19 protein-coding genes and 1 pseudogene are annotated in these 24,018 nt (G+C 66.3%); 5 read left to right on the forward strand and 15 right to left on the reverse strand.

Annotated features, from left to right (window positions below; all coding sequences use genetic code 11):
- Nucleotides 1–84: 84 nt before the first annotated feature.
- The gene (locus tag QFZ70_RS16305; RefSeq protein WP_307097085.1) at nucleotides 85–1,005 is read left to right on the forward strand and encodes an A/G-specific adenine glycosylase; all 921 of its coding nucleotides are present in this window, start codon (nucleotides 85–87) and stop codon (nucleotides 1,003–1,005) included.
- 165 nt (nucleotides 1,006–1,170) lie between these two features.
- Here QFZ70_RS16305 and QFZ70_RS16310 read toward each other — a convergent pair whose 3' ends face one another.
- From QFZ70_RS16310 to QFZ70_RS19015, 6 genes are all read right to left on the reverse strand, one after another.
- Nucleotides 1,171–1,347, reverse strand: a complete 177-nt coding sequence (locus QFZ70_RS16310; protein ID WP_307097087.1) for a hypothetical protein — start codon at nucleotides 1,345–1,347, stop codon at nucleotides 1,171–1,173.
- Nucleotides 1,348–1,491: 144 nt separating this feature from the next.
- Nucleotides 1,492–2,187 carry a dihydroxyacetone kinase phosphoryl donor subunit DhaM gene (gene dhaM, locus QFZ70_RS16315; RefSeq protein WP_307097088.1) on the reverse strand — a complete coding sequence of 232 codons (696 nt, stop codon included), beginning with the start codon at nucleotides 2,185–2,187 and terminating at the stop codon, nucleotides 1,492–1,494.
- A complete protein-coding gene (dhaL, locus tag QFZ70_RS16320; protein WP_307097914.1) occupies nucleotides 2,184–2,816 on the reverse strand; it encodes a dihydroxyacetone kinase subunit DhaL in 633 nt (210 codons plus the stop codon). The genes dhaM and dhaL overlap by 4 nt, the downstream gene beginning before the upstream one ends.
- A 2-nt stretch (nucleotides 2,817–2,818) precedes the next feature.
- Nucleotides 2,819–3,820, reverse strand: a complete 1,002-nt coding sequence (gene dhaK / locus QFZ70_RS16325) for a dihydroxyacetone kinase subunit DhaK (RefSeq protein ID WP_307097090.1) — start codon at nucleotides 3,818–3,820, stop codon at nucleotides 2,819–2,821.
- 228 nt (nucleotides 3,821–4,048) lie between these two features.
- A complete protein-coding gene (locus QFZ70_RS16330) occupies nucleotides 4,049–4,558 on the reverse strand; it encodes an amino-acid N-acetyltransferase (protein ID WP_307097091.1) in 510 nt (169 codons plus the stop codon).
- 254 nt (nucleotides 4,559–4,812) lie between these two features.
- The gene (locus QFZ70_RS19015) at nucleotides 4,813–5,529 is read right to left on the reverse strand and encodes an alpha/beta hydrolase family protein (RefSeq protein WP_373461689.1); all 717 of its coding nucleotides are present in this window, start codon (nucleotides 5,527–5,529) and stop codon (nucleotides 4,813–4,815) included.
- A gap of 258 nt (nucleotides 5,530–5,787) precedes the next feature.
- Between QFZ70_RS19015 and QFZ70_RS19020 the strand changes: the two genes are divergently transcribed.
- A complete protein-coding gene (locus QFZ70_RS19020) occupies nucleotides 5,788–5,901 on the forward strand; it encodes a hypothetical protein (protein ID WP_373461690.1) in 114 nt (37 codons plus the stop codon).
- Between the two features lie 1,458 nt (nucleotides 5,902–7,359).
- On the opposite strand, the gene QFZ70_RS16340 is transcribed toward QFZ70_RS19020, so the two are convergent.
- The 4 genes from QFZ70_RS16340 to lysS form a co-directional block, all read right to left on the reverse strand.
- Nucleotides 7,360–9,852 carry an ATP-dependent Clp protease ATP-binding subunit gene (locus QFZ70_RS16340; RefSeq protein ID WP_307097095.1) on the reverse strand — a complete coding sequence of 831 codons (2,493 nt, stop codon included), beginning with the start codon at nucleotides 9,850–9,852 and terminating at the stop codon, nucleotides 7,360–7,362.
- A gap of 454 nt (nucleotides 9,853–10,306) precedes the next feature.
- Nucleotides 10,307–10,642: an Lsr2 family protein gene (locus QFZ70_RS16345; protein ID WP_307097096.1), complete on the reverse strand. Its 336-nt coding sequence runs from the start codon at nucleotides 10,640–10,642 to the stop codon at nucleotides 10,307–10,309.
- Nucleotides 10,643–10,773: 131 nt separating this feature from the next.
- The gene (locus tag QFZ70_RS16350) at nucleotides 10,774–10,953 is read right to left on the reverse strand and encodes a hypothetical protein (protein ID WP_307097098.1); all 180 of its coding nucleotides are present in this window, start codon (nucleotides 10,951–10,953) and stop codon (nucleotides 10,774–10,776) included.
- 2 nt (nucleotides 10,954–10,955) lie between these two features.
- Nucleotides 10,956–12,494: a lysine--tRNA ligase gene (gene lysS / locus QFZ70_RS16355; RefSeq protein ID WP_307097100.1), complete on the reverse strand. Its 1,539-nt coding sequence runs from the start codon at nucleotides 12,492–12,494 to the stop codon at nucleotides 10,956–10,958.
- A gap of 68 nt (nucleotides 12,495–12,562) precedes the next feature.
- Between lysS and QFZ70_RS16360 the strand changes: the two genes are divergently transcribed.
- On the forward strand, nucleotides 12,563–13,417 hold the full coding sequence (locus tag QFZ70_RS16360; RefSeq protein ID WP_307097101.1) for an alpha/beta fold hydrolase: 855 nt from the start codon (nucleotides 12,563–12,565) through the stop codon (nucleotides 13,415–13,417).
- Here the strand turns inward: QFZ70_RS16360 and atzF are convergent.
- The 5 genes and pseudogenes from atzF to QFZ70_RS16385 all read right to left on the reverse strand — a co-directional run bounded on the left by atzF (nucleotide 13,414) and on the right by QFZ70_RS16385 (nucleotide 22,170).
- Nucleotides 13,414–15,246, reverse strand: coding sequence for an allophanate hydrolase (gene atzF / locus QFZ70_RS16365; protein WP_307097103.1), 1,833 nt, complete (start codon nucleotides 15,244–15,246; stop codon nucleotides 13,414–13,416). The two genes, QFZ70_RS16360 and atzF, sit on opposite strands and share 4 nt — an antisense overlap.
- Nucleotides 15,243–19,043, reverse strand: coding sequence for an urea carboxylase (uca, locus tag QFZ70_RS16370; RefSeq protein WP_307097105.1), 3,801 nt, complete (start codon nucleotides 19,041–19,043; stop codon nucleotides 15,243–15,245). Before uca ends, atzF begins: the two co-directional genes overlap by 4 nt.
- Complete coding sequence (locus QFZ70_RS16375; RefSeq protein ID WP_307097106.1) at nucleotides 19,040–19,717, reverse strand: urea amidolyase associated protein UAAP2; 678 nt, start codon at nucleotides 19,715–19,717, stop codon at nucleotides 19,040–19,042. Before QFZ70_RS16375 ends, uca begins: the two co-directional genes overlap by 4 nt.
- Nucleotides 19,714–20,598, reverse strand: a complete 885-nt coding sequence (locus tag QFZ70_RS16380) for an urea amidolyase associated protein UAAP1 (RefSeq protein WP_307097108.1) — start codon at nucleotides 20,596–20,598, stop codon at nucleotides 19,714–19,716. Before QFZ70_RS16380 ends, QFZ70_RS16375 begins: the two co-directional genes overlap by 4 nt.
- A 68-nt stretch (nucleotides 20,599–20,666) precedes the next feature.
- Nucleotides 20,667–22,170: pseudogene (locus QFZ70_RS16385) on the reverse strand (amino acid permease).
- Between the two features lie 229 nt (nucleotides 22,171–22,399).
- On the opposite strand from QFZ70_RS16385, the gene QFZ70_RS16390 reads away from it, so the two are divergent.
- On the forward strand, nucleotides 22,400–23,071 hold the full coding sequence (locus QFZ70_RS16390) for a TetR/AcrR family transcriptional regulator (protein ID WP_307097110.1): 672 nt from the start codon (nucleotides 22,400–22,402) through the stop codon (nucleotides 23,069–23,071).
- A 73-nt stretch (nucleotides 23,072–23,144) separates the two neighbouring features.
- Nucleotides 23,145–23,981: an alpha/beta fold hydrolase gene (locus QFZ70_RS16395; protein WP_307097111.1), complete on the forward strand. Its 837-nt coding sequence runs from the start codon at nucleotides 23,145–23,147 to the stop codon at nucleotides 23,979–23,981.
- Nucleotides 23,982–24,018 lie beyond the last annotated feature (37 nt).

Below are 24,018 nucleotides of genomic sequence, written 5' to 3' on the forward strand. Positions count from 1 at the left end.
TGGATCAATTACAGTGTTGGGATCGACACTCAAGCCCCCACCACCGCTGCGCCTGCCCCTGTTCCCGCCGGGGCGGAACTGCAAATGCTGCACCGCCAAATCAACAACTGGTTTGCGGGGATTGCCCGGGACCTCCCCTGGCGGAAACCTGAGTGTTCACCCTGGGGCGTGCTGGTCAGCGAAATCATGCTGCAGCAAACGCCGGTGGTCCGGGTGCTGCCCGTCTGGCAGGAATGGCTGAAGCGTTGGCCTACTCCCGCGGGCCTGGCGGGCGAACCAGCCGGCGAGGCAGTCCGTTCCTGGGGCAGGCTGGGATACCCCCGCCGCGCCCTGCGGCTGCATGCGGCAGCGGTGGCCATTGTCGAGCACCACAGGGGCAGGGTGCCGGACAATTACGCCGAACTTCTGGCTCTGCCCGGCGTGGGCAGCTACACGGCCGCGGCGGTGGCTGCATTCGCCTATGGGCGCCGCGAAACGGTGGTGGACACCAACATCAGGCGGGTCCACGCCCGCCTTATTTCCGGGGCTGCGCTGCCCGCCCCTGCGCTGACTGCAGCAGAAATGCGGCTCGCCGCCCAGCTCCTGCCGGACAACGACGGCACGTCCGTGCGCTGGAACGCTGCGGTGATGGAGCTGGGGGCACTGGTGTGCACGGCCCGGGCACCCAAGTGCAGCGATTGCCCGGTCAGCGACTCCTGTGCGTGGCGGGCAGCAGGCGAGCCCCCGCCGTCGTACGTCCCCAAGGGCCAGGCCTGGCACGGCACTGACCGCCAGGTGCGCGGGGCCGTCATGGCGGTGCTGCGCGCGGCCGAGGCGCCCGTGCCGCCGGAGATGTTCCAGCGGGAGCCTGCGGACCTTGGTTTCGCGCCGGCGGGGATTGGTGTGCCGCTGGGGGTCCTGCACAGGTTGAATTCTGCTCCCGAGCAGCTGGAACGTGCCCTTGCAGGCCTGCTCGTCGATGGCCTGGCGGAGCTGCACGACGGCGGATTCCGGCTCCCCGCCTGAGCTCCGGCTCCGAAACAGGGCACGGGCACGGACGGATCACCCCTGCCCGTACGGACCCTGGACTTCCGCCCCCGGGGCGACTATCCCTACGGCGAACAGTGCGGGAGGTTCATCACCGCATCGGTGCTGCTCGACGCTGAAGGCCTGCACCAGCAGATCTGACGGTCAGAACAGCGCCGGCTGGCTAAAGATTTCCGCCGTCGCGGCCTCGTCTTCGCGCTCCCCGGCCCCTGGCTCAGGCCGCCACTCGAAACCCAGCTCGGCGAGGAGTTCCTCAACGGACATCTGCCCCTCCAGAACTTCGATATCCGGGGCATTGTCTTCGAGGTCGAGCCGTTCCATGGCATCGAGCATATTCGCAGGAGTCCCCTGCGGTGCTGTGAACACACCGCCCGGGCGCCATTTCGGGTTGTTCGCCGCCCCTAGGAGTCCCCTGCGGTGCTGTGAACACACCGCCCGGGCGCCATTTCGGGTTGTTCGCCGCCCCTAGGGTTCCCCGAAGCCCGCCTGCACCAGGCCTGCGACATAGTTCACTGCCCGTTCCGCGTCCGCTCCCCATGCTTCAACGTGCAGCACTGATCCCTTTCCGGCCGCCAGCGTCATCAGAGCAGTCATGGACGCACCATCAACCCCGTTGACCTGCACCTCGGCGTCCAGTGACGACAGCCCACCGGCGATTTTCGCGGCGGGACGGGCGTGCATGCCGGCCTGGTTCACGAGCTCAAAGTCCCCTGTGAAATCCGGGCCGGAGCCGGTGGCATAGCCTTGGCCGACAGCCTGCAACGCCGGGCTCCCAGCCTGCGGGGCAGGGCCGCGCACAGCTTCCGCCGCCCGTTTCACCGCCTGGACGTCACCGCCGCCCTGTGCAGCGACGGCGGCTGCCACCAGTCCCTCCACCAGGGGTGCATCCGCCAGCACCATTTCGGACGCGTCTTCCGCGAACTCCAACGCGGATTCAGCGGTCATGACAGCGGAGCCCAAGTCGGTCATGATTACGGCGCCGTCACCACTGGCCACTTTGTCCAGAGCGGCCAGCACCTTCTCCAGGCTGGTGCCGATCCTTCCGTCCATGGTGCCGCCCGCTGCCAGAAGCACGACGTCGGGCGCCATCTGCGCGGCAAGCTCCACGGCGCCGTCGGCGATTTTTTCGCTATGGGAAACCACCACAATGCTGACGGTCACGCAGCCGCCTTCACGGCGGCCCGGAGGATCAGGGCGCTGGAAGCAGCGCCCGGGTCACGGTGGCCGGCGCTTCGCTCCCCGAGGTAGCTGGCGCGCCCCTTCCGGGCTACCAGCGGATCAGTAGCCACGGCCCCGGCTTCGGCAGCCTCTGCCGCGGCCACCAGAACGGTCAAGGCATCCGGGCTGCCGTCTGCGGCAGCCTGGCTTGCTGCCTCTGCCGCAGGCGTCCAGGCATCCACCATGGTTTTGTCCCCTGGCTCCGCTTTTCCGCGCGCCACTATCCCATCCCGCGCGGCAGTCAGGGCACCGGCCCAGGCGGCAGGAGCTATTTCCGCAGAGTCCCCGAGGGAGGTGGCTGCACGAAGGAACGCCGTGCCGTACAGCGGGCCCGCCGCACCACCCACTTTGGACATCAGGGTCATCGCGGTCAACTTCAGCGCAGCGCCGGGCGTTTCCGGCGGGGAGTCGGACAGCTTGTCCAATACCGCCTGGAAGCCGCGGTCCATGTTTTCGCCGTGATCGGAATCCCCAATGGCCCGGTCCAGTTCGATCAGCTCCACCCTGTGCTCCGCCATTGCCTGGGCGCACAGGGTCAGCCACTTGACGGTCCAGTTAACGTCCAGAACCACAGCTATACGCCCCAGCGCAGTGCCGCCGTGTGCACCGGCGCGTCCCACAGATCGATGAGTTCGTCGTCCAGCCGCAGTACCGAGATGGAGCAGCCCTGCATCTCCAGCGCCGTGATGTAATTTCCCACCAGGGAACGCTCGACGGCGGCGCCCCTGTCCGCGAGCACCTGGGCGGCCCGCCGGTAGACGATATACAGCTCGCTCAGGGGGGTGCCGCCCATCCCGTTGACGAACAGCAGCACCCTGTCCCCCGCAGTGATTCCCAGATCAGTCAGTACGGGCTCCAGCAGGCGGTCCGTGATGCCGTCTGCGTTTTCCATCGCAATCCGGTGCCTGCCCGGCTCGCCGTGGATTCCAATGCCGATCTCAATTTCATCCTCGGCCAGGTCAAAGCTGGGCGAGCCGGCGTGGGGTACGGTGCAGGCGGTCAGGGCCACACCCATGGTGCGGACGTTGCTGTTGACGCGTTCGCCTATCGCGGCCACGGCGTCGAGGCCGTCCCCCCGCTCAGCAGCGGCTCCGGCGATCTTTTCCACCAGCACCGTCCCGCCCACTCCGCGCCGGCCTGCTGTGTACAGCGAATCCTCTACGGCAACGTCATCATTGACCAGGACGGTGCGGACGTTGACGCCTTCCGCTTCGGCGAGTTCGGCTGCCGTTTCGAAGTTCAGGACGTCGCCGGTGTAGTTCTTGACGATGTGCACGACGCCGGCGCCCGAGTTCACGGCGAGTGTCGCCGGGAGGATCTGGTCCGGTGTCGGGGAGGTGAACACCGCGCCGGGCACGGCGGCGTCCAGCATGCCACGCCCCACAAATCCGGCGTGCAGCGGTTCATGGCCGCTGCCGCCGCCCGAGACGAGTCCTACTTTCCCGCTGACTGGCGCGTCTTTGCGCGTGATGTACAGGGGATCGGCGCTGACGGTGACAAGGCCCGAATGCGCCTGGCCGAAGCCCTGCACGGACTCGTCGACTACCGACTTTGGATCGTTAATGAGCTTCTTCATGGCGGTACTCCTGGCTTGCTTCCTGGAGGATGACATTCCGACCCTACTACCGGCATGCGGCGCGGCGGTAGGGCTGCGCTTCCGCCGAATAGAGAAAAGGGACAGCCCCCAATGACTGTCCCTTTCCCTGGGCCCCCAATCCCGGCCGGAAACAGTTTATCCATCAAATCGAGTAAAAGGAAGTGCAGTTCAGGCCGGTTTTGGCGGTGCAGCGGAAAAACCGGAAGGTTAGAGGAACTTGATCATGCGGGTGTTTCCGAGGGTGTTTGGCTTGACCCTTGCCAGATCGAGGAATTCGGCAACACCTTCGTCGTGGGACCGGAGCAGTTCCGAGTACACCACGGGGTCCACGGCGGACTGGTCCGCCATCACGTCGAATCCGTGGCGCTTGAAGAAGTCCACCTCGAAGGTAAGGCAAAAAACGCGGGCGATGCCCAGGGCGCGCGCCTCCTCAAGCAGGCTCTCCACCAGGACATGTCCCACGCCTTTTCCCCGCCAGTCCGCAGAAGTGGCAAGGGTCCGCACTTCGGCCAGGTCCTCCCACATAACGTGGAGCGCCCCACAGCCGATGACTTCACCGTCCGAGGACTCTGCGATCCGGAACTCCTGCAGGCTCTCGTAATACGCCACCGTCTCCTTTGCCATCAGAATCCGCTGGTCTGCCAGCGGCGCCACCAGTCTCTTGATAGCGGAAACATCGCCGGTGCGCGCAGGGCGGATATGGAAGGAGTTCGTCACAGAGCAATCCTACGAGGCGCCGGGGTCTGGACGCGTGGCGGCGCCAGGTTTGGGCGCTCCGGCACCGGCGCCATTTGCCGCTTGCTGCTCCATCCTCGCCCTGACGCAAGCTACACAAATGACCCCGGCACCCTCGCTTAGCTAAGGCGTGCCGCACGCAGGTGGCGGCGGTCAGGCATTTGTGTACGCGCCGTCAAAGCGAGGAACGAGCAGGCGCCGGCAAATGTCTCGGCCGACGGCGCCAAGCCAACCCCCTACAGCCCGAGTTCCGCAGGCACCGGCAGGTCCTGATCGAGGACGTTCCGGGCCAGGAAGCTTTCCACAACGCCGTACCAGACCTTTGCGTGCTGCGGCTGCAGGACCCAGTGGTTTTCGTCCGGGAAGTACAGGAACCGGTGCGGCGTCCGGCCGTCCTGGTCCCCTGCCAGCTGCGACTTGGACAACAGCTCATACCAAAGACGCAGGCCTTCCCCGATGGGTACGCGGTAATCCTTGTCCCCGTGGATCACCAGCATGGGCGTGCTGATCTTTTCAACGTGAAGATGCGGCGAGTTCTCCAGCGCCATCTCCTCGGTCATCTCCTTCAGCCAGTACTGCGAGGAGTCTGTGGTGGGGCCGAACTGGTCCAGCGCCCAAAGACTGGCGTGGGTCACTACGGCCTTGAACCGGTCCGTCTGTCCGGCAACCCAGTTGGCCATGTAGCCGCCGAAGGAGCCCCCCATTGCCGCGGTACGGTCCGCGTCAATATCAGGACGGTCGACGGCGGCGTCAGTCACGGCCATGAGGTCTGTGAACGGGCTTTTACCCCATTGGCCCCAGCCCCGCTGGATGTAGTTCTGGCCGTAGCCTGTGGAGAGGGCAGGATCGGGCAGAAGCACCGCGTACCCCTTCGCGGTCAGCAGCCAGGGGTTCCAGCGCCAGGTCCAGGCGTTCCAGGATCCCAGCGGGCCGCCGTGGATCCAGAGCAGCATCGGCGCCGGGGAATCGGCGGAGGCATCTTCGGGCAGCGCGAGGTACGCCGGGACGCGTGAACCGTCCGCCGCCGTCGCCGCAATCCGTTCCAGCCTGCCGGGACGGGTGGGCCGTTCCGCCGGCGCCGGCAAACGCGTGGTTTCGCCGGTTTGCAGGTCAATGCGTACAGCTTCCGGCGGGAACTCATAGGAACTGCGGAGGGCGTAGGCGCTGCGCCCCTCAGGTGAGACCACGACGTCGGTGTAGGCCGCCGCGTCCTGTGTCACCCGTGTAACACTCACTTCAGCGGCAGATGCCGGGACGCTGATCCGGAAAACCGGCGACGCGCCGTCGTCGTCCGCGGTGACCAGGAGGGCAGAACCGTCGGGTAGCCAGGCGGCCGGCTTGGCCCAGCGGTCCCAGTCGTGCGCCAGGGGCGTCAGCTGCCCAGTGCCGGACGAGGAGGCCTCAGAGACATCCAGGAGGTGCAGCTTTATTTGGGGTGCCTGGTGCGGAGTGGTGTCGCTCTCGCTCAGCACCACCAAGGTGCTGCCGTCGGGGCTCACCGGACCGGGGAAGTAGCTCATCCCCTCGCGGTCCAGGAGTACCGTCGTGTTCCCGGAGGCCACGTCGATGGCCACCAGGACGGAGCGACTGTCCGCGCGGGCCCGCGGTTTGGTGTAGCTCGCGTAAATGGTCCGGCCGTCGGGGCTGACCGCAGTTTCCGCCTCGCGCAGCCGCGCACCTGCATCGGGCGTGAGGTTCCGGAGGGCCAGCGGAGCCATGGCATCCACAGTGGCGGGTTTGCCGGGGTCCTTCTCCTTCCCGGGCTCCACAGCGAAGATCCGCGGCTGGCCTGGCCCCAGGTCCGCATCCCAGTACCGCACCGGATACTCGCTGTGCAGGATGGCAGAAACCTTGTTGTCCTTGCGGGACTTCCGCCGTTCGGCATCGTCATCTTCATCGGCCGAGCCCGCAAGGACCTCCGCAACAACGAAGGTGGCGTCCGCCGCTTTGGCTGTCATCACGGCACCCACGCCACCGGGCCGGTTGAGCACCACTCGCGCCTCCCCGCCGTCGGCGGGCAGGAGCCAGAGGGCGTTCACAGGGTCGCCCTCGGGGCTGTCAGGATCTGGCCGGGCGGAGGTGAAGTAGACATCACCGTTGACCGCGAACGCCGCTCCTGCCTCACCCTTGGCGCTGCGGGTGATCCGTCGCGCATGCTTCTGCCCTGCAGGATCAAGCTCCCACAGCGCTGTGCCAAATTCGGTTCCCTTGCCGTTCAGGGTGGCCACGGTAGTAACCAGCCGCCGGCCGTCGGGGCTCATCGCCAGCCCGCTCACCCGCGGGATGGACAGGTAATGGTCCAGATCATGGAAAGGAGTCAAAGGTTGCTCGTCCGGGATCGCCGGATTCAGATTAGCCATGCCCCCGATTCAACCCGAACTGTGCTCCCCGTCACAACCACTTCACTACCGGCGAAAACGCCACGGCCGGTTCCAACGGCTTCCGGGCAAGGACGCGGGGCTGCTTGGCGCCGTGGTTGGGTCGCTCCGGCCCCGGCGCCATTTGCCGCTTGCTGCTCCTCCGTCGCTTTGACGCAAGCTACACAAATGACCCCAGCACCTGCGCTGGATGCCACCGTGCACTAGGTGCCGGGCATCAGGGATTTATGTAGGCGCCGTCAAAGCGAGGAACGAGCAGGCGCCGGGAAATCTCTGATGGTCGGTGCCGGACTAAACCACGGCAGGCAACCAAGCCACGGAGAACGCCAACCGTTTGACGGAAGGGAGGGGCAAAGCGAAAGCCCCGCCTGCTCTTTCGGAGCGGGCGGGGCCTTCGTCTTGGTGCTAGACGCTCGGAGCGATTTCCGGGATGCGCGGCTTGGCGTTGCCGGCGAACGTGAACTTGGCGTCGTCACCGTCGCCTTCCACGTCCACTACAACGATGTCGCCGGCGTGGATCTCACCGAACAGGATCTTCTCGGAGAGCTGGTCCTCGATCTCGCGCTGGATGGTGCGGCGCAGCGGCCGCGCACCCATGGCGGGATCGTATCCGCGGGTTGCCAGGAGCACCTTGGCCTTGGGCGTGAGCTCGATGCCCATGTCCTTGTCCTTGAGCCGCTTCTCCAGGCGTCCAACGAACATGTCCACGATCTCGATGATCTCGTCCTGGGTGAGCTGCGGGAACACCACAACGTCATCCACACGGTTCAGGAACTCGGGGCGGAAGTGCTGCTTGAGCTCCTCGGTCACGCGGGCACGCATGCGGTTGTAGCCGGTCTGCGTGTCGGTGCCGGACTGGAAGCCGGTGGCCACACTCTTTGAGATGTCCCGGGTGCCCAGGTTGGTGGTCATGATGATCACCGTGTTCTTGAAGTCCACCACCCGGCCCTGGGAGTCGGTCAACCGGCCGTCTTCCAGGATCTGCAGGAGCGAGTTGAAGAGGTCCGCGTGGGCCTTCTCCACTTCATCGAACAGCACCACGGAGAACGGACGACGCCGGACCTTCTCGGTCAGCTGGCCGCCTTCCTCGTAGCCAACGTAGCCCGGAGGGGCACCGAAGAGCCGCGAGACGGTGTGCTTCTCGGAGTACTCGGACATGTCCAGCGTGATGAGGGCGTCCTCTTCACCGAACAGGAACTCCGCGAGTGCCTTGGCGAGCTCGGTCTTGCCGACGCCGGTGGGGCCGGCGAAGATGAACGAGCCACCCGGACGCTTGGGGTCCTTGAGTCCTGCACGGGTGCGGCGGATGGCCTGGGACAGTGCCTTGATGGCCTCGTCCTGGCCCACCACACGCTTGTGCAGTTCGTCTTCCATCTTCAGCAGGCGCGAGGACTCTTCCTCGGTCAGCTTGAACACGGGGATGCCGGTCGAGTTGGCCAGCACCTCGGCGATGAGATCCTCATCCACCTCGGAGATGTCGTCCATGCCGCCGGACTTCCAGTGGCGTTCCTTCTCGGAGCGCTCGGTGATCATCTTCTGCTCTTTGTCACGGAGCGCGGCTGCACCTTCGAAGTCCTGCGCGTCAATCGCGGACTCCTTTTCCATCTTCAGCTTGGCGATGCGCTCGTCCATGGCCTTGAGCTCCGGCGGAGCGGTCATGCGGCGGATGCGCAGCCGTGCGCCGGCTTCGTCGATCAGGTCGATCGCCTTGTCCGGCAGGAAGCGGTCAGAGATGTAGCGCTCGGCCAGGCTGGCAGCCGAGGCCAGGGCGCCGTCGGTAATGGTGACGCGGTGGTGCGCCTCGTAGCGGTCACGCAGGCCCTTAAGGATCTCGATCGCATGCGCAACCGAGGGCTCCTTGACCTGGATCGGCTGGAACCGGCGCTCCAGCGCGGCGTCCTTCTCGATGTGCTTGCGGTACTCGTCCAGCGTGGTGGCACCAATGGTCTGCAGTTCACCGCGGGCCAGCATGGGCTTCAGGATGGACGCAGCATCGATGGCACCTTCGGCGGCACCGGCACCCACAAGGGTGTGGATTTCGTCGATGAAGAGAATGATGTCACCGCGGGTACGGATTTCCTTGAGGACCTTCTTCAGGCGCTCTTCGAAGTCACCGCGGTACCGGGAGCCTGCCACCAGGGAACCGAGGTCCAGGGTGTACAGCTGCTTGTCCTTGATGGTTTCCGGGACGTCGCCACGGACAATCGCCTGGGCAAGACCCTCGACGACGGCCGTCTTGCCGACACCCGGCTCACCGATCAACACCGGGTTGTTCTTGGTGCGGCGAGAGAGGACCTGCATAACGCGTTCCATCTCCTGCTCGCGTCCGATGACCGGGTCCAGCTTGTTCTCGCGGGCAGCCTGGGTCAGGTTGCGGCCGAACTGGTCCAGGACAACGGATCCCGCCGGCGTACCCTCGGGCTGGCTGGAGCCGACGCCGGCACCGCTTGTTTCCTTGCCCTGGTAGCCCGACAGGAGCTGGATGACCTGCTGGCGGACCCGGTTGAGGTCTGCGCCGAGCTTGACCAGCACCTGGGCGGCAACACCCTCACCCTCGCGGATGAGTCCCAGCAGGATGTGCTCCGTGCCGATGTAATTGTGGCCCAGCTGGAGGGCTTCGCGCAGCGAGAGTTCCAGCACCTTCTTGGCACGGGGGGTGAAGGGGATGTGGCCGGACGGCGCCTGCTGGCCCTGCCCGATGATCTCCTGCACCTGCTCGCGAACGCCGTCGAGCGAAATGCTCAAGGACTCAAGAGCTTTGGCGGCAACGCCCTCACCCTCATGGATAAGACCCAAGAGGATGTGTTCGGTACCAATGTAATTGTGGTTCAGCATGCGTGCCTCTTCTTGGGCAAGCACAACTACGCGACGGGCACGGTCCGTAAATCGCTCAAACATTTCGCCACACTCCTAGCTACGACGTACTTTGATGCTACGTGGCCCGCCCATACTTGTGGAGCGTGTTCGCCACGGGGGAAACCGGGATGGACCGGGAATACCCGCAGACGCCACTTTTCAGCGCCGGCGGCACGTGCCGGGAGTGGGTAGTAGGCCAATCAATCGGACTCCTGCCGAGGGGTGGGGGCGGCATGCGCCGCAGCGGGCACCCTTGCTTGTGTCAGGACCGGCAATGCGCACATCTGACCTTGAGCGCCCTGTTTGTGGTCTAAGTTTCCGGACAGCCTCCGGCCGCGAGCCTAGTGCGCAATCCCTCGAGTAAATCCGTCGCTGCACCGTGATGTCGCTGTGCAGCGGAGTAATTACGGCACTGCCCGCTCTTTCGGGCTGGAAACCGAAAAGGCCCTGCTTCCCGACGAGGGAAGCAGGGCCTTTTGACCGATTGCGGCTGAAACTAGGAATTGGCCTTTTGGTAGGCTTCCTGGATTTCGGCCTGAATTCGGCCACGGCTGTTAACGGTGTAGCCGTTTTCCCGGGCCCATTGCCGAATCTGTGCCGAATCGTGGCTGCGGCCTCCGCCCGATGCTTTGGTGCGTGCAGCCCGGCCGCTGCTGCCCGAAGCCTTACGCGCTGCACCGATGAACCGTTCCAGGGAGGAGCGGAGTTCAGCGGCATTGGCGGCCGATAGATCAATCTCATAGTTGACCCCGTCAAGGCCAAACTTTACATTCTCGTCTGCGGATCCCCCATCCAAATCATCAACGAGGATGATGTTTACTTTCTGTGCCATTTAAAGTCTTCCTCTTGGAAAGGGTTCGGTTTTCAGAAAAGCAGGATGTTTCCCTAAAAGTATGACCCTCTTTATGGCAACGCGTCAAAGCGCCTATTGGCTCTTGGGGATAAAAGCGGAAGTTTGGGGATTTATCTATTCGATTCGGGGTCCGTGCGGTCCGCAGGCCCGGAAGTACGCGCTTCGGCTTCAGCCTGGGCTTGCGCCTCCGCCTGGCGTTCGGATTTGTCCGCGTTGAAGATCGACTTCATGGCGAACCAGAAGAGCAGGCCCACCACCAGGGAAGGCAGGAGTACAGCTACATATTCCATGGTCAGTGCCCTTCGGGCTTGAGCAGCGGGAAGAGGATGGTTTCGCGGATCCCGGCGCCGGTGAACAGCATCACCAGCCGGTCGATTCCGAGTCCGATGCCGCCCATCGGCGGGGCGCCGTATTCGAGCGCGCGCAGGAAGTCCTCGTCCAACTGCATGGCCTCATCATCGCCGGCGGCTGCATGGCGTGACTGCTCGGTGAGCCGTTCGCGCTGGATAACGGGGTCGATCAGTTCGGAGAACGCGGTGCCGCGCTCCATACCGCCGATGATGAGATCCCAGGCCTCGATCAGCCGGCCGTCCTCCCGGTGCGGGCGGGCCAGCGGCTGGGCGGAGGGCGGGTAGTCGTAGACGAAGGTGGGGTTCAGGAGGGTGGGCTCCACGATTTCGCCGAAGAGCTCAACCGCCAGCTTCTCGGCGTCCCACTTGGGATCAACCTTGACCTCGTGCCTTTCGGCGATTTCGCGCAGTACCTCCAGCGAAGTCTCCGGCGTGACTTCCTGGCCAACGGCGTCGGACAGTCCGGGGTAGACGGATACCCAGGCCCACTCGCCGTCGAGGTTGATCTCCCCCGCTTCGGTCTGCAGGACGCGGCCGGCGCCCACGGCGTCCGCCGCGTCGAGGATGATCTCCTTGATGCGCTGCGCCATAACGAACTGGTCAGCCCACGCCTCGTAGCTCTCGAGGGTGGTGAACTCGGGGCTGTGGGTCGAGTCCACGCCCTCGTTGCGGAACACCCGTCCCATGTCGTAGACGCGGTCGATGCCGCCCACCACGGCACGCTTGAGGTAGAGCTCGGTGGCGATGCGCAGCGTCATCTTCTGGTCGAAAGCGTTCATGTGGGTCTCGAACGGGCGTGCCAGGGCGCCGCCGTGGACCAGCTGCAGGATGGGGGTTTCAACTTCCACGTAGTTGTGGCGGAAGAGCGTCTCGCGGATGGAGCGCGTGATGGCGGCACGGGTGTAGACCATTTCGCGGGCTTCGTCGCGGACCATCAGGTCCACGTAACGCTGGCGGACGCGGGTCTCCTCGTTCAGCTCGGCGTGGAGTACCGGCAGCGGGCGGAGGGCCTTGGAAGCCATGCCCCACGATTCGGCCATGACGGAGAGCTCGCCGCGGCGGGAGGAGATGACCTCACCCCTGATGAACACGTGGTCGCCGAGGTCAACGAGGGCCTTCCAGTCGGCGAGCGCTTCCTCACCAACATTGGCGAGGCTGAGCATGGCCTGCAGGCGGGTTCCCTTGCCGTCGGTGCCGCCTTCCTGAAGGGTGGCGAAGCAGAGCTTTCCGGTGTTGCGCACGAACACGACGCGCCCGGTGACGCCGACAATGTCGCCAGTGGTGTCGTCCGCCTCGAGGTGGGCGTACTTTTCACGGACCTCCGCGAGCGAATGCGTCCGCTCCACGCCCACCGGGTACGCCTCGACGCCGCGCTCAATCAGCTTGGCGCGCTTCTCCATGCGGATACGCATCTGCTCGCTGGCATCGAGCGGCTCTGGGGCGTTCTTGGACGAGGGGGTGTTTTGGGAAGTCACAATCATCAAGTTTACCGGGAGTTGGGCAGGCCCGGCTTCGGGGGCGGGATCGGGCTGCTGCCTAGGATGGGGTGGTGAGAGAACAGGTACTTCCAACGCACGACGGCGGCCGCCTGGCCTTATACAGTTACGGCACCGAGGATGCGTCCGGAGAACGCCGGGTGCTCCTGATCGGCGGAGCGTTCCTGACTGCCCTGATCTACCGTCCGTTTTCGGTCGCGCTGGCCAAGGGTTTGGGCAAGGGCTGGGCGGTGGACGTGTACGACCGCCGCGGCCGCGGAAGTTCCTCCGGGCAGCCGGCGGATTACTGCATGGCCACCGAGATCGCCGATGTCCGTACTGTCCTGGACGGCACGGGTGCCAGGAACATCCTGGGCCACAGCCTGGGCGGTTCGGTGGCCCTCAACGCAGTGCAGGAGTTCACCGGCACCCCCTATGTGCCTGACAAGCTGGTCGTGTACGACGCCGCCGTCAACATCGACGGCAGCATCGACACCGGCTGGCTGGACGGCTTCGAGGAGGCCGTGAACAGCGGCAAGGTGGGCCACGCCCTTGCGCACATGAAGAAGGCCACAAGCCCCGGTTCCGCCATGGCGAAGATCCCCGAACCTGTCCTTGCCGCTCTGATGGCACTGTTATCGCGGACCAAGGTCAACAGGATGTTCCGCGAGGTGATGCCCAGCGGCGTTGGCGAACTGCGGGCCGCCTACAACGAGGCGGACCACGCCAGGGATTTCAGCGTGCTGCCTCCCAACACCCACTTTATGGCCGGCGGCAAGAGCCCCGCCTACTACAAGGCCACGGCGGAGCGGCTGCACGCGGCCGTTCCCGGCAGCACCTATGAGCTCTCCCCCAAGGGGTTCCACGGCTCCATCCCCGCTGCCGTGAACGAACTGGTCACCGACATTTCCGAATACTTCAAGGGCTAGGTGCCGCGGCTGAAACCGGCGAGGGCAGCATCCCCCAGGTTCTGCCACAGGCTCCTGGGCTCATTCCGGTCAGCCAGCCAGTCGCCGTAGTGCGTGATGTCTTCCCCGCGTGCAGCCGCGACAGCATCACAGGCGAACCCGACAGCCTTCGAGCCATCCGCCAGCTCCAGCGATCCGAGCAGCATGGGTTCGGGGAGCGCAGCCAGGAACCGTCCCAGTCCGGCTTCGGATACCAGCCACCGTTCACCCACAAGCTCCGCGCCGCCGTCGTCCGAGCGGTAGACGCCTGGCTTGGGCGGCACGGTGTCGAGGGACACCATCCGGTAGCGGGCAGCGGTCCGCACGGGGCCGTCCCAGGCAGCTCCGAGTTCCTCCAGCTGCGGCGCCAGCGGCTGCCCCTTGCGGTGCGCGCCCACCACTACCAGGGGTACAGCAACGGCGCCTGCAACTACAGGCCATGGGCCCGACGACGACTGGCCGGCAGCATGCCCGGCTGACGGTGCCGCTCCCCTGGCGAAGAGCGCCGGAGAATCCGGGGTTACCTCGAGCAGGCGTGCGATGTCAGCGGCAACAGCGTCATCGAAGGTCCGGCCCACCACCGTCAGGCCGAACTGGGCGCCGTCCACCCCACCGGCCGGGACAGCAACGGCGCAGAGGTCAAACAGGTTGCAGAAGTTGGTGTAGGTGCCCATCAGGGAGTTCACCCCTACCGGGTCCGCCGCCACCTCCGCCAGTGTGGGGTGGAAGGGGGCGGTGGGGATCAGGAGGGCGTCGAAGCCTTCAAGCCGCGCCATCGCCTCGCGCTTCAGGTCTTCCAGCGTCGCAGTGTCTGCGACATAGCGGTGTGCGGGCACCTGGCCTGCCGCCTTGATGATGCGCTCCACGGTGGGGTCGATGCCCGCCTGCGTCCCCGCACCGCCGTCGGCGGTTTCGATGAAATTCCCGACGGCGGCGTATCGCTCCGCCACCAGCGCGCCGTCGTACAACAGCCGGGCAGCGTCGAGGAACACATCGAATTCGAAGGGTTCGGCTTCCACTCCCGAAGCCTGCAGCCGATCGACATGCCGGTGGAACTCGGCAGCCCACGCCTCGGGCAGCGCCGGCAGTGATGCCGGGTAGGCCACGCGCGGCTTTTCCGGTGCGGCCAGGCGGATGTCCGCCGGCCATGCCCGCGCACCGCCCGCCATCACGCCCATGGCGAGCTCGGCGGTGGACAGGTGGCGGGCGAAGATGGTGACGGCGTCCCAGGACTTGCAGGCCGGCACCACCCCTGCGGTGGACACAACGTGCAGGGTGGGCTTGATGCCGACAATTCCCTGCAGCCCGGCGGGCACTCGGCCTGAACCTGCCGTGTCCGTCCCGATGGCGATGTCCACGAGCCCCAAGGCCACGGCAACAGCGGAACCGGAGCTGGAGCCGCCGGAGATGAAGTCCGACCGGCGGGAATCACGCACCGCCCCATGCGGACTCCGGGTGCCCACCAGGCCTGTCGCGAACTGGTCCAGGTTGGTGGCCCCGAGCACCAAAGCACCTGCGGCACGCAGCCGTGCCACCGCTTCCGCGTCCTCCTCAGGGAGGTAAGCAAACCCGGGACAGGCCGCGGTCGTCGGGATTCCTGCGACGTCCACGTTGTTCTTGACTGCGAGCAGGAGGCCGGCAAGCGGCAGGTCAGCGCCGCCCGCGACGGATGTGTCAATGGCAGCGGCCTCGGCCAAGAGTTCGTCCGCCCCGCGGAGGGTGATCCAGATTTCCGGGCGGTCGATGGTTTCCAGGGCGGCGAGGGCAGCCTGGGCCCGCTGGGTGGCCGGACCTGCGGATGCGTTTCTCATACTGATGCCTCTTCCAGTTCCTGTGATACCAGTTCGGCGCTTGGCGCCGCGGGCTCGAACTCCGGGTCCGTACCGCCGAGCACCACCACCGCTTCGCCGGCCACAACCTGCGAGCCGGCGACGGGCAGGACCCGCAGCACCACGCCGTCACAGGGCGCTTCCAGGACTGTTTCCATCTTCATGGCTTCCAGGGACACCAGCGGCTGGCCCTGCACCACCCGGTCACCTGCCTTTACATCGACTTTCCACACGCTCGCGGCGAAGGGCGCAGCCACGAGCGATCCGCCGTCAGGCACCGCCACCTCGTCCACCACCGGTGACACGACGGCGGCAAGCGCTTCGGCGCGGTCAAACTCTCCGGCGTCGGCCCATGCCTGCCGCTCCACTGCGAACGCCGCACCCTGCTTTTCGCGGAAGGCCGTGATGGATTCGCGGTTGTCCTCAAGGAACACCTCGTGCTCGGCCAACGAGAACGTGCCGTCCTCAATCTCGACTCCGCGGCCCCTTCCGGCGGCCATGTCCGCGCGCAGGTCCAGGAGTTCCTCGGGGCTGACGGGGTACCAGGAGATGCGGTCAAAGAAGCGGAGCAGCCACGGCGAACCCGGCTCAAACGGGGCGGAGTCCGCGTAGCGCGACCATACCTGCGTGGTACGGCCAACGAACTGGTAGCCGCCTGGTCCTTCCATGCCGTAAATGCACATGTACGCGCCACCGATGCCCACCGCGTTCTCCGGCGTCCAGGTGCGGGCCGGGTTGTACTTGGTGGTGACCAGCCGGTGGCGCGGATCGAGCGGCGTGGCTACCGGGGCGCCCAGGTAAACGTCGCCCAGTCCCAGGACCAGGTACTCGGCGTTGAAGACGGTATCGAACACGTCGTTCACCGAGTCCAACCCGTTGATCCGGCGGATGAATTCGATGTTCCAGGGGCACCACGGAGCGTCGTCTCGGACACCTGCCATGTAGCGCTCGATCGCTTCACGGGTGGCTGGGTCGTCCCAGGACAGCGGCAGCCTGACGGTGCGGCTTGGAACCACCAGCTCTGAACTTGCCGGCAGCGCCACTTCGATCTCCTGGACCACATCCAGCAGGCGCTTCGTGGACAGAACCGACGGATCCACCTTGATCTGCAGGGAGCGGATGCCCGGGGTGAGGTCCACGATTCCCGGCACCCGGAGCTGTTCAATGTGCTGGTGCAGGGCGTGCACCTTGGCGCGGAGCCCGAGGTCCAGCACCATCTCGCCGTATTCCACCAGCAGGTTGTCATCGCCCGACCGGCGGTAAGTAACCGCGGGCCTTCCGGCGCCTTCCGGCACCCGGCCCAGCACGCCGTCGTCGCAATCTCCCCTCGCAGCGCGAACGGCGGATGTCGCTGCCAGCGCCGGTGCAGACGCCGCTGCCGCGGTGGCCGTCGAGATGTCACCGGACCATCCGGCGTCGCCCGGCAGCACCAGCTGGCGGCCGGGTCCAAGATCCCTGGCCGACGGCGCTTGGCTGACCCGGATGGGAATGAACCGGACCTTGTCCCCTGGCCGAAGCTGGCCGAGCTTCCAGCGGTCAGCCGTCACCACCGTGACGGGGCAGACGAAGCCGCCCAGGCTGGGCCCGTCGGGACCGAGCAGGATGGGCGTGTCACCCGTGAAGTCCAGGGCGCCAACGGAGTACGCGGTGTCATGGATGTTGGACGGGTGCAGGCCGGCCTCGCCGCCGTCGGTCCGCGCCCAGCGGGGCTTGGGGCCGATCAGCCGGACGCCGGTGCGGGCGGAGTTGAAGTGGACTTCGTACTCGGACGCGTAAAGCTCCTCGATGTCTTCGCGCTGGAAGAATTCCGGGGCACCGTGCGGCCCTTCCGCCACACTCAGTTCCCACGTGGAGGTCAGGGCAGGCCGGCTGTCCAAAGGCACTGCAGCCGGCAGTGCTTCCACGCCTGACTTCCCGCCGGCTTCGGTGGTACCCGCAACCGGGGTCACGGCACGGAGAACGTCGCCGGCGCGGAGGACCCGGCCCGCGTGGCCGCCGAACTGGCCGAGGGTGAAGGTGGAGGCGCTGCCCAGGTACTGCGGGATGTTCAGGCCGCCCTGGAACAGGATGTAGCCGCGAAGCCCGTTGCCTTGTGCAGTGCCGACGTCGAGCGTTCCTCCCGCGGGGACGGTGACGGGAGTCCAGCTGGCCGCTTCCGTCCCGTCGACCGTCACGGTTACCTCCGCGCCGGTGACGCAGACGGTGGTGGGGTGGGTGAAGGTCAGGCTGGGGCCTGTCATGGTGAATTCCAGGCCGGGGGCGTCTTCAGGGTTGCCGAGGGCGGTGTTGCCGAGCCGGAAGGACAGGTCGTCCATGGGTCCGCTCGGCGGTACACCGATCTGCCACAGGCCGGTCCGGCCGGGCCAGTCCTGGACGCTTGTCTGCAGGCCGGGACGGTCCACGGTGATGCGCGGCTCGGGGTCGCCCACGTTGTCCAGGGTGCTGGTGGAGTGCCGGACGCTGCGGACCTCATCCAGCCCGGTGGCGGCGCGGAGCATCCCGAGGTTGGTCTCGATCCCGTCGATCCGGGTGCCGGCGAGCGCGGCGGCCAGCCGGTCGAGGGCTTCGGTGCGGTTGGCGCCGAAGGTGATGATCTTGCCCAGGAGGGGATCGTAATTGGTGGAAACTTCGGTTCCGGTTTCGGCCCAGGCGTCCACGCGGACGTCCTCCGTGGCGGGGTAGACCGCGTTGGTGACGGTCCCGGCGCTGGGCTGGAAACCGCGGGCGGGGTCCTCGGCGTAAACCCGTGCCTCCACAGCGTGGCCGGAAACCGGGAGGCTGTCGGGAACTCCGGCGAGGACCGTCGCGGCTTGGGTTCCGCCCTGGGCCAGGCGGAGCATCCACTCCACCAGATCCACGCCGGTGACGGCCTCGGTAACGGGGTGTTCCACCTGGAGCCGGGCGTTGACCTCGAGGAAGGATGCCTCGCGGCGGGCGGAGTCGTAGACGAACTCGACGGTTCCGGCGGAGCGGTAGTTCAGGGAGGCGCAGAGTGTACGGGAGCTGCGGTGCAGTTCTTCGCGCAGTTCCTCCGGCAGGTCCGGAGCGGGTGCCTCTTCCACGACCTTCTGGTGGCGGCGCTGGAGGGAGCAGTCGCGGTCGCCGAGGCTGACGACCCGGCCTTCGCCGTCGCCGAAGATCTGGACCTCGACGTGGCGGGCGTTTTCGACGTACCGCTCGGCGAAGACGCCGGCGGTGCCGAAGCTGGCGCCGGCCAGGCGGGCAACGCGGGGGAAGCTGTCCACGAGTTCGGCCTCGGTGCGGCAGACCGTCATGCCGATGCCGCCACCACCGCCGGTGGCTTTGAGCATCAGCGGGAAACCAATCACGGCGCTGGCGGCGACGGCGGCGTCCACGTCCTCAAGCAGCCCGGAACCGGCGATCATCGGCACCCCGGCCGCCCGGGCGGCGTCGCGCGCTGTGTGCTTTGTACCGAAGATGCGCAGCTGCTCGGCGGTGGGGCCCACAAAAACAAGCCCCGCGGCCTCAACGGCGTCGGCGAAGGCGGCGTCCTCGGACAGGAACCCGTAGCCGGGGTGGATGGCACCGGCGCCGGTGGACCTGGCAGCTTCCAGGAGGGCATCCACCCGGAGGTAGGACTCCTTCGCCGGAGCCGGTCCCAGAAGCACTGCCTCATCGGCCAGCCGGACGTGCTTGGCGCCCCGGTCCGCTTCGGAGAACACGGCGACAGTGCGCAGGCCGAGCTTTTTAGCCGACTCGATGATGCGGCAGGCGATCTCGCCGCGGTTGGCGATCAGGAGGGTGTCGAAAGTACTCACTTGGCAGCCTCCGGCCGGGTGACGATCATGCGGACAGGGGTGGGGTTGAAGCCGTTGCACGGGTTGTTGATCTGCGGGCAGTTGGAGACGAGCACCAGGGTGTCCACCTCTGCCCGGAGTGCAATGCGCTTTCCGGGAGCGGACAGGCCGTCCACAATTCCCAGGGCGCCGTCCGGGTCCACGGGCACGTTCATGAACCAGTTGATGTTGGAGACCAGGTCGCGTTTTCCGAGGCCCCAGCGTGAGCCTTCGATCAGGAAGTTCTCCACGCAGGCGTGCTGTTCCCGGGTGTGCTGCCCGTAGCGGAGGGTGTTGGATTCCTGCGAGCACGCACCGCCGATGGTGTCGTGCACACCCACTTCATCGGCCACCACGGTCATCAGGGGGACCCCGGTTTCCGCACGAAGAACGGAACCTGCGGTGAGGACGATGGACTGCTGCCGGGCGATGGTGACCGGCGCGGAGTAGCGCACGGTGGTGTCGCCCGCCGCGTACAGCAGGCAGTCCACGGCCTGGTTGCCTTCGAGGTCCACGATGGTCAGCACTTCTCCGGCCGCCACCACGGCGGACCAGGGGCCGCGGGCTTCGACGAACTCGTCAAGGACTACGTCTCCGGGTGTCAGTGCAATGTCGCGTGCGTCCGCGATGGAATCGGTGGAGGTGGCGGTGTTCATCGGGTGTTCCTTGCGGTCAGGTCGTGTTCGGTGTTGTGCAGTGCCTGCAGGTGTTCGGGAGCCAGGGGGCCGGTGAGCGTGCCCGCTTCGAGTGCTGCCAGGTCCTGCGGCGCGTGCCAGGCGACAATGTCCACGGCGGTGCCGGTGAAGTTGGCTCGGGGGTCGAGCGGGTGGGCGGTGTTGGACAGGACCAGCACGGCATCCATCTGGAGGAGAAGTTCGACGGCGGCGCCCGGCCCGGCGCTTCCGGTGAAGGTGATGCTGCCGGCTGGGTCCACGTTGATGCCCTTGAACAGGGACAGCGACGGCGCCACGTCACGCGGCCCCAGCCCGCTTTTGAGGGCTCCGAGCGTGAGCAGTTCCCGGGCGGCGGGTGACGCGCTGTGGGCAGTGCCGGCACCGTACCTTGCCGTATTTCCTTCCAGTGTGGTGGCGCCGGTCAGGGCGTCATGCCGGGAGGAAGAATCGGTGACGATCGTGGCCATCAGGCGGCCGGCGTCGGAAACGAGCGGATGGCCGGCGGCAGGGTAGGCCTGCCAGGGCACCTTGACGGTGTCCGCGATGTTGAGTCGCTCGTGCAGGGCTCCGGCGCGGTAAAGGAGGGCGTGGACGCAGGCATCACCGGCGGCGTCCGTAAGCCTGATCCTGGTGCCGCGGGCCAGGATGAGGGTGGTGTAGCGGCCGAAGGCGAGGGATTCCGCCCAGGTGAGGTTGGCGGTTGCCTCTTCAGGCAGGCCGGCCGTGAGCCGGGCCGGGGCGGACGCCGCGGGCACGAAACGCATGGTGTCCACTGTCCGGCCGTGCTGTTCCCTGGCGTGCGCCCGGGCGCCTGCCGTAGTGGCGGTGCCGGCTGTTGCTGGACTTTCGGTTACTTGTGTCATGTCGATCCTGTGTTGGTTCTGAAGCTCGGTTTGTATTGAAGGGTGATGCTGTGGAAGCTTTGTGCCGCTCAGGCGTTGGCCGCCATGTTGCGGCGGCGGACCCAGAGCCCCAATAGCAGGACCACTGTCACCATGAGCGGTGCGGAGTAAAGGAGGATCCCGTTACCGCCCGAGGGGTCGTAAACCTCGGGCCGGGGCCAGGCGAGGTTGACCACCATCAGCGCCCCGTACAGGACAGCCAGGAGGTTGACGGGCAACCCCCACCGTCCGAGCGAGAAGAGTCCTGCCGGCAGCGCCTGGCCCACCCGGTCCCACTCCCCCCGCAGCCGGTTGAGGAGCTGCGGCACGGTGACCAGCAGGTAGGCGAGGTAGACCATCACGATGCAGACGCTGGTCAGGGTGGTGAACAGGGCCGCGTTGCCCACGTTGATCGCAAGCACGCCAACTGCCAGGGCGCCGATGACGATCGAGGGCCACATGGGCGTCCCTCGGGTGGGGTGGACGGAGGACAGCAGCCCCGAAGCGGGAAGTTTGCCGTCGCGGGCCATGGAAAAGACCAGGCGGGACCCGGCTGTCTGGATGGCCAGGGTGCAAACAAAGATGGCGATGGCCACGTCCACCAGCAGCACTTTGCCCCAGAAGGTGCCCAGGACTGCGGTGAGGACGTAGGGCAGGCCTTCGGTGGCGAGCCGGCCGTCGTCGAGGCTGGGCGCGGCCATCAGTGCGGGTGATGATCATCAGTGCGCCGCCGACGCCGGAGATCAGCAAGGCGGAAAGGATGGTCCGCGGGGCTGTCCTGCGCGGATCCTTGGTCTCTTCGGAAAGCTCGCCGGCGGAGTTGAAGCCCACCATGACGTAGGCGGCCATCAGGCCCGAAACCAGGAAGGCTCCCACTGCGCCGAGGTCCGAGCCCTGCAGCACGGTGGTATCGGCCACGACGTCCGGCCCGCGCTGGGCAGCGCTGATGAGTGCAAGGATGACGGCCACAACGCCGACGATCTCGCAGGTGACGCCGACGGAGTTGACGTGGGACATCAGTTTGACGCCGAGCGAGTTGATGATGGTGGTGGCCACCAGGAGCGCGGCACCGAGGATCACTGCGTTGGCGGCTCCGGTCACGGTGTTAAGGGCCGGATCGCCGCCCACTACCTGGAAGCCGTCCCACAGCTGGGGCAGCACCACCTGCAGGGCGATGGCGGCGGCCGCTGCGGTGACCACCTGGGCGATGGCCATGAACCATCCTGCGAACCAGCCCACGCCCTCTCCCCCAACCCGCCGTGCCCACTGGTACACGGCTCCGGAAAGCGGGTAGCGGGCGGCGAGTTCCGCGAAGTTCAAGGCAACGAGCAGCTGGCCCACCAGCACTACCGGCCAGGTCCAGAAGAAGGCCGGGCCGGCGAACGAGTAGCCGAAGGCGAACAGCTGGAAGATAGTGGTGAGGATGGATACGAACGAAAACCCGGCGGCGAAGGAAGCGTAGCGGCCGAGCTTCCGGTGAAGGGTGGGCTCGTAGCCAAGGGACGTCAGGTCCGCATCGTCCGCATGGACGGTGGGAAGAACGGTTGAAGTCATCGGATTCTCCGGGGGCTGGAACGGCATTGGAATGGAGCCTTCCCGGCAAATGCAGCACTCGGCCGATGGCTGCGGAATACCGGTCAAGTGATAGTTTTCCAGCGCGATGTCCCCAAACCGTTTCGCCTCTGTAAAAGGCACATGGACATCTTGTTTCCGCTTTATTTCCGTACCCTCACCGTCCAGACGCGCGCACAAACGGCGCAGAGGAGAGTGCAAGAATGATGCGGTGACTTCAGCCGGACCAGGGAGACCCCGCAGCCAGCAGCCCTCCAGGCCCGGGGCCACCGCCCGTGAGGAAATCCTGGACGCAGCGGCCGAGCTTTTTACCACCCAGGGGTTCGCTAACACCTCCACGCGCTCCATTGCCGATGCCGTGGGAATCAGGCAGTCATCGCTCTATCACCACTTCAAAACCAAGGACGACATCCTCGAGGACCTGCTTCAGGGCACGGTTCTGGCTGGGCTGAAGTTCGCCCGCTCGGTGGCGGCTCTGCCGCCGGCTGAAGGCCAGGATGGGAGCCGGCTCCACGCCGTCGCGCTTTACGACGGAACGCAACTTTGCAGCGCCCGCTGGAACCTCGGTGTCCTCTACCACCTGCCCGAGGCCCGCAGTGCGCGCTTCGCCCGTTTCCTTGCAGACCGGCAGGAGCTGCGGAACCTGTACGGGGAGCTGGGAGCGGCACTGTCCCCAGCCGACCCGGCATTCCCTTTGGGCGCCAGGCCGGGCGACCTCTCCTTCCGCCTCGTCGAATCCCTGATCAACCTCCGGGCAGACGGGATGGCCACCTCCAGCTCGCCGCTGCAGGCAGCCGATGCCGGACTCATCCTCTGCGGGCTCGGCCCCGAGCTGCCTTCCATCCGCGAGCAAAGCGCGGTGCTCATCAAGAACCTCGGCTGACAGTTTGTGTGCGGCCTCGGCCGCGGGCGGCGTCATGGTGCCCGCATTCAGGTTGCTCGGCTAGGCTCGGAACATGACGCGTGAGAACATCAGGACCCCCGACGGCGGCACTCTGGAGCTCTTTTCCACCGGGGCGGATCTTGCTTCCGCCGGTTCAGGCGTGGTTATTGTCCCGCCCTCACTGGTGACTGCGGCGGACTACACAAAGTTCGCGCAAAAGCTCAGCGCAGCGCTGGGCCGCCCGGTCCACACGTTCAACCGGCGGGGCCGCGGATCCTCATCCCCCCAGCCGGAGGATTACACCCTCGACGTGGACATCCGCGATCTGGCCGCCGTTATGAAACACACGGCCAGCACGGACGTGTTCGGGCACAGTTTTGGCGGGGCCGTTGCCCTCCACGCCGCCCGCACGCTCCCCGTTGAACGGCTCGCTGTCTACGACCCCGCCGTCTCCGTGAACCACAGCGTGAAGGCCGACTGGACCGCCGAGTACGAACGCGCCGCAGCTGCCGGGGATGATGACCGTGCCCTGGCAGTCCTCCAGCGCGGCCTCGAGGCAGGCGGCGCCTTCTCGTCCCGCATGCCGCTTTCCATGCTGACCCTTGCCAACAAACTCACGGCCGGCACGTCAGAGGGCAAGCAGCAGCGCGAGCTGATGAGGACCGGTGTCCGGGAAATCAAGGCGATCATCGCGGCGGACATGCCGGCGGAGCCGTTCCTGGAACTGCCGCTGGAAACCCTGATTGTGGTGGGCGAAAAGAGCCCGGCGTACTTCGGGGTGGCCTGCGGCCAGATCCACGATGTCCTCTCCGGCTCCAGTTACACCATCCTGCCCGGCTTCGGGCACGACGGCGTTATCAAGGCACCGGACCGGCTCATCAAGGAGCTCGCGGACTTCTACGCCGGCTGACATGTGACTGAGCCGGCCGAACCCACGCGTGATTCGA

Origin of the sequence: Arthrobacter sp. V1I9 (genome assembly GCF_030817075.1) — a bacterium.
Taxonomy (GTDB): Bacteria; Actinomycetota; Actinomycetes; order Actinomycetales; family Micrococcaceae; genus Arthrobacter.

Excerpts from the sequence above, each read along its gene's own strand:
- QFZ70_RS16305 (WP_307097085.1), top strand. The coding sequence starts at position 85 with ATGCTGCACCGCCAAATCAACAACTGGTTTGCGGGGATTGCCCGGGAC.
- QFZ70_RS16310 (WP_307097087.1), bottom strand. The coding sequence starts at position 1,347 with ATGGAACGGCTCGACCTCGAAGACAATGCCCCGGATATCGAAGTTCTG.
- dhaK (WP_307097090.1), bottom strand. The coding sequence starts at position 3,820 with ATGAAGAAGCTCATTAACGATCCAAAGTCGGTAGTCGACGAGTCCGTG.
- QFZ70_RS19015 (WP_373461689.1), bottom strand. The coding sequence starts at position 5,529 with ATGCTGCTCTGGATCCACGGCGGCCCGCTGGGATCCTGGAACGCCTGG.
- QFZ70_RS16340 (WP_307097095.1), bottom strand. The coding sequence starts at position 9,852 with ATGTTTGAGCGATTTACGGACCGTGCCCGTCGCGTAGTTGTGCTTGCC.
- QFZ70_RS16345 (WP_307097096.1), bottom strand. The coding sequence starts at position 10,642 with ATGGCACAGAAAGTAAACATCATCCTCGTTGATGATTTGGATGGGGGA.
- QFZ70_RS16350 (WP_307097098.1), bottom strand. The coding sequence starts at position 10,953 with ATGGAATATGTAGCTGTACTCCTGCCTTCCCTGGTGGTGGGCCTGCTC.
- lysS (WP_307097100.1), bottom strand. The coding sequence starts at position 12,494 with ATGATTGTGACTTCCCAAAACACCCCCTCGTCCAAGAACGCCCCAGAG.
- atzF (WP_307097103.1), bottom strand. The coding sequence starts at position 15,246 with ATGAGAAACGCATCCGCAGGTCCGGCCACCCAGCGGGCCCAGGCTGCC.
- QFZ70_RS16375 (WP_307097106.1), bottom strand. The coding sequence starts at position 19,717 with ATGAACACCGCCACCTCCACCGATTCCATCGCGGACGCACGCGACATT.
- QFZ70_RS16380 (WP_307097108.1), bottom strand. The coding sequence starts at position 20,598 with ATGACACAAGTAACCGAAAGTCCAGCAACAGCCGGCACCGCCACTACG.
- QFZ70_RS16395 (WP_307097111.1), top strand. The coding sequence starts at position 23,145 with ATGACGCGTGAGAACATCAGGACCCCCGACGGCGGCACTCTGGAGCTC.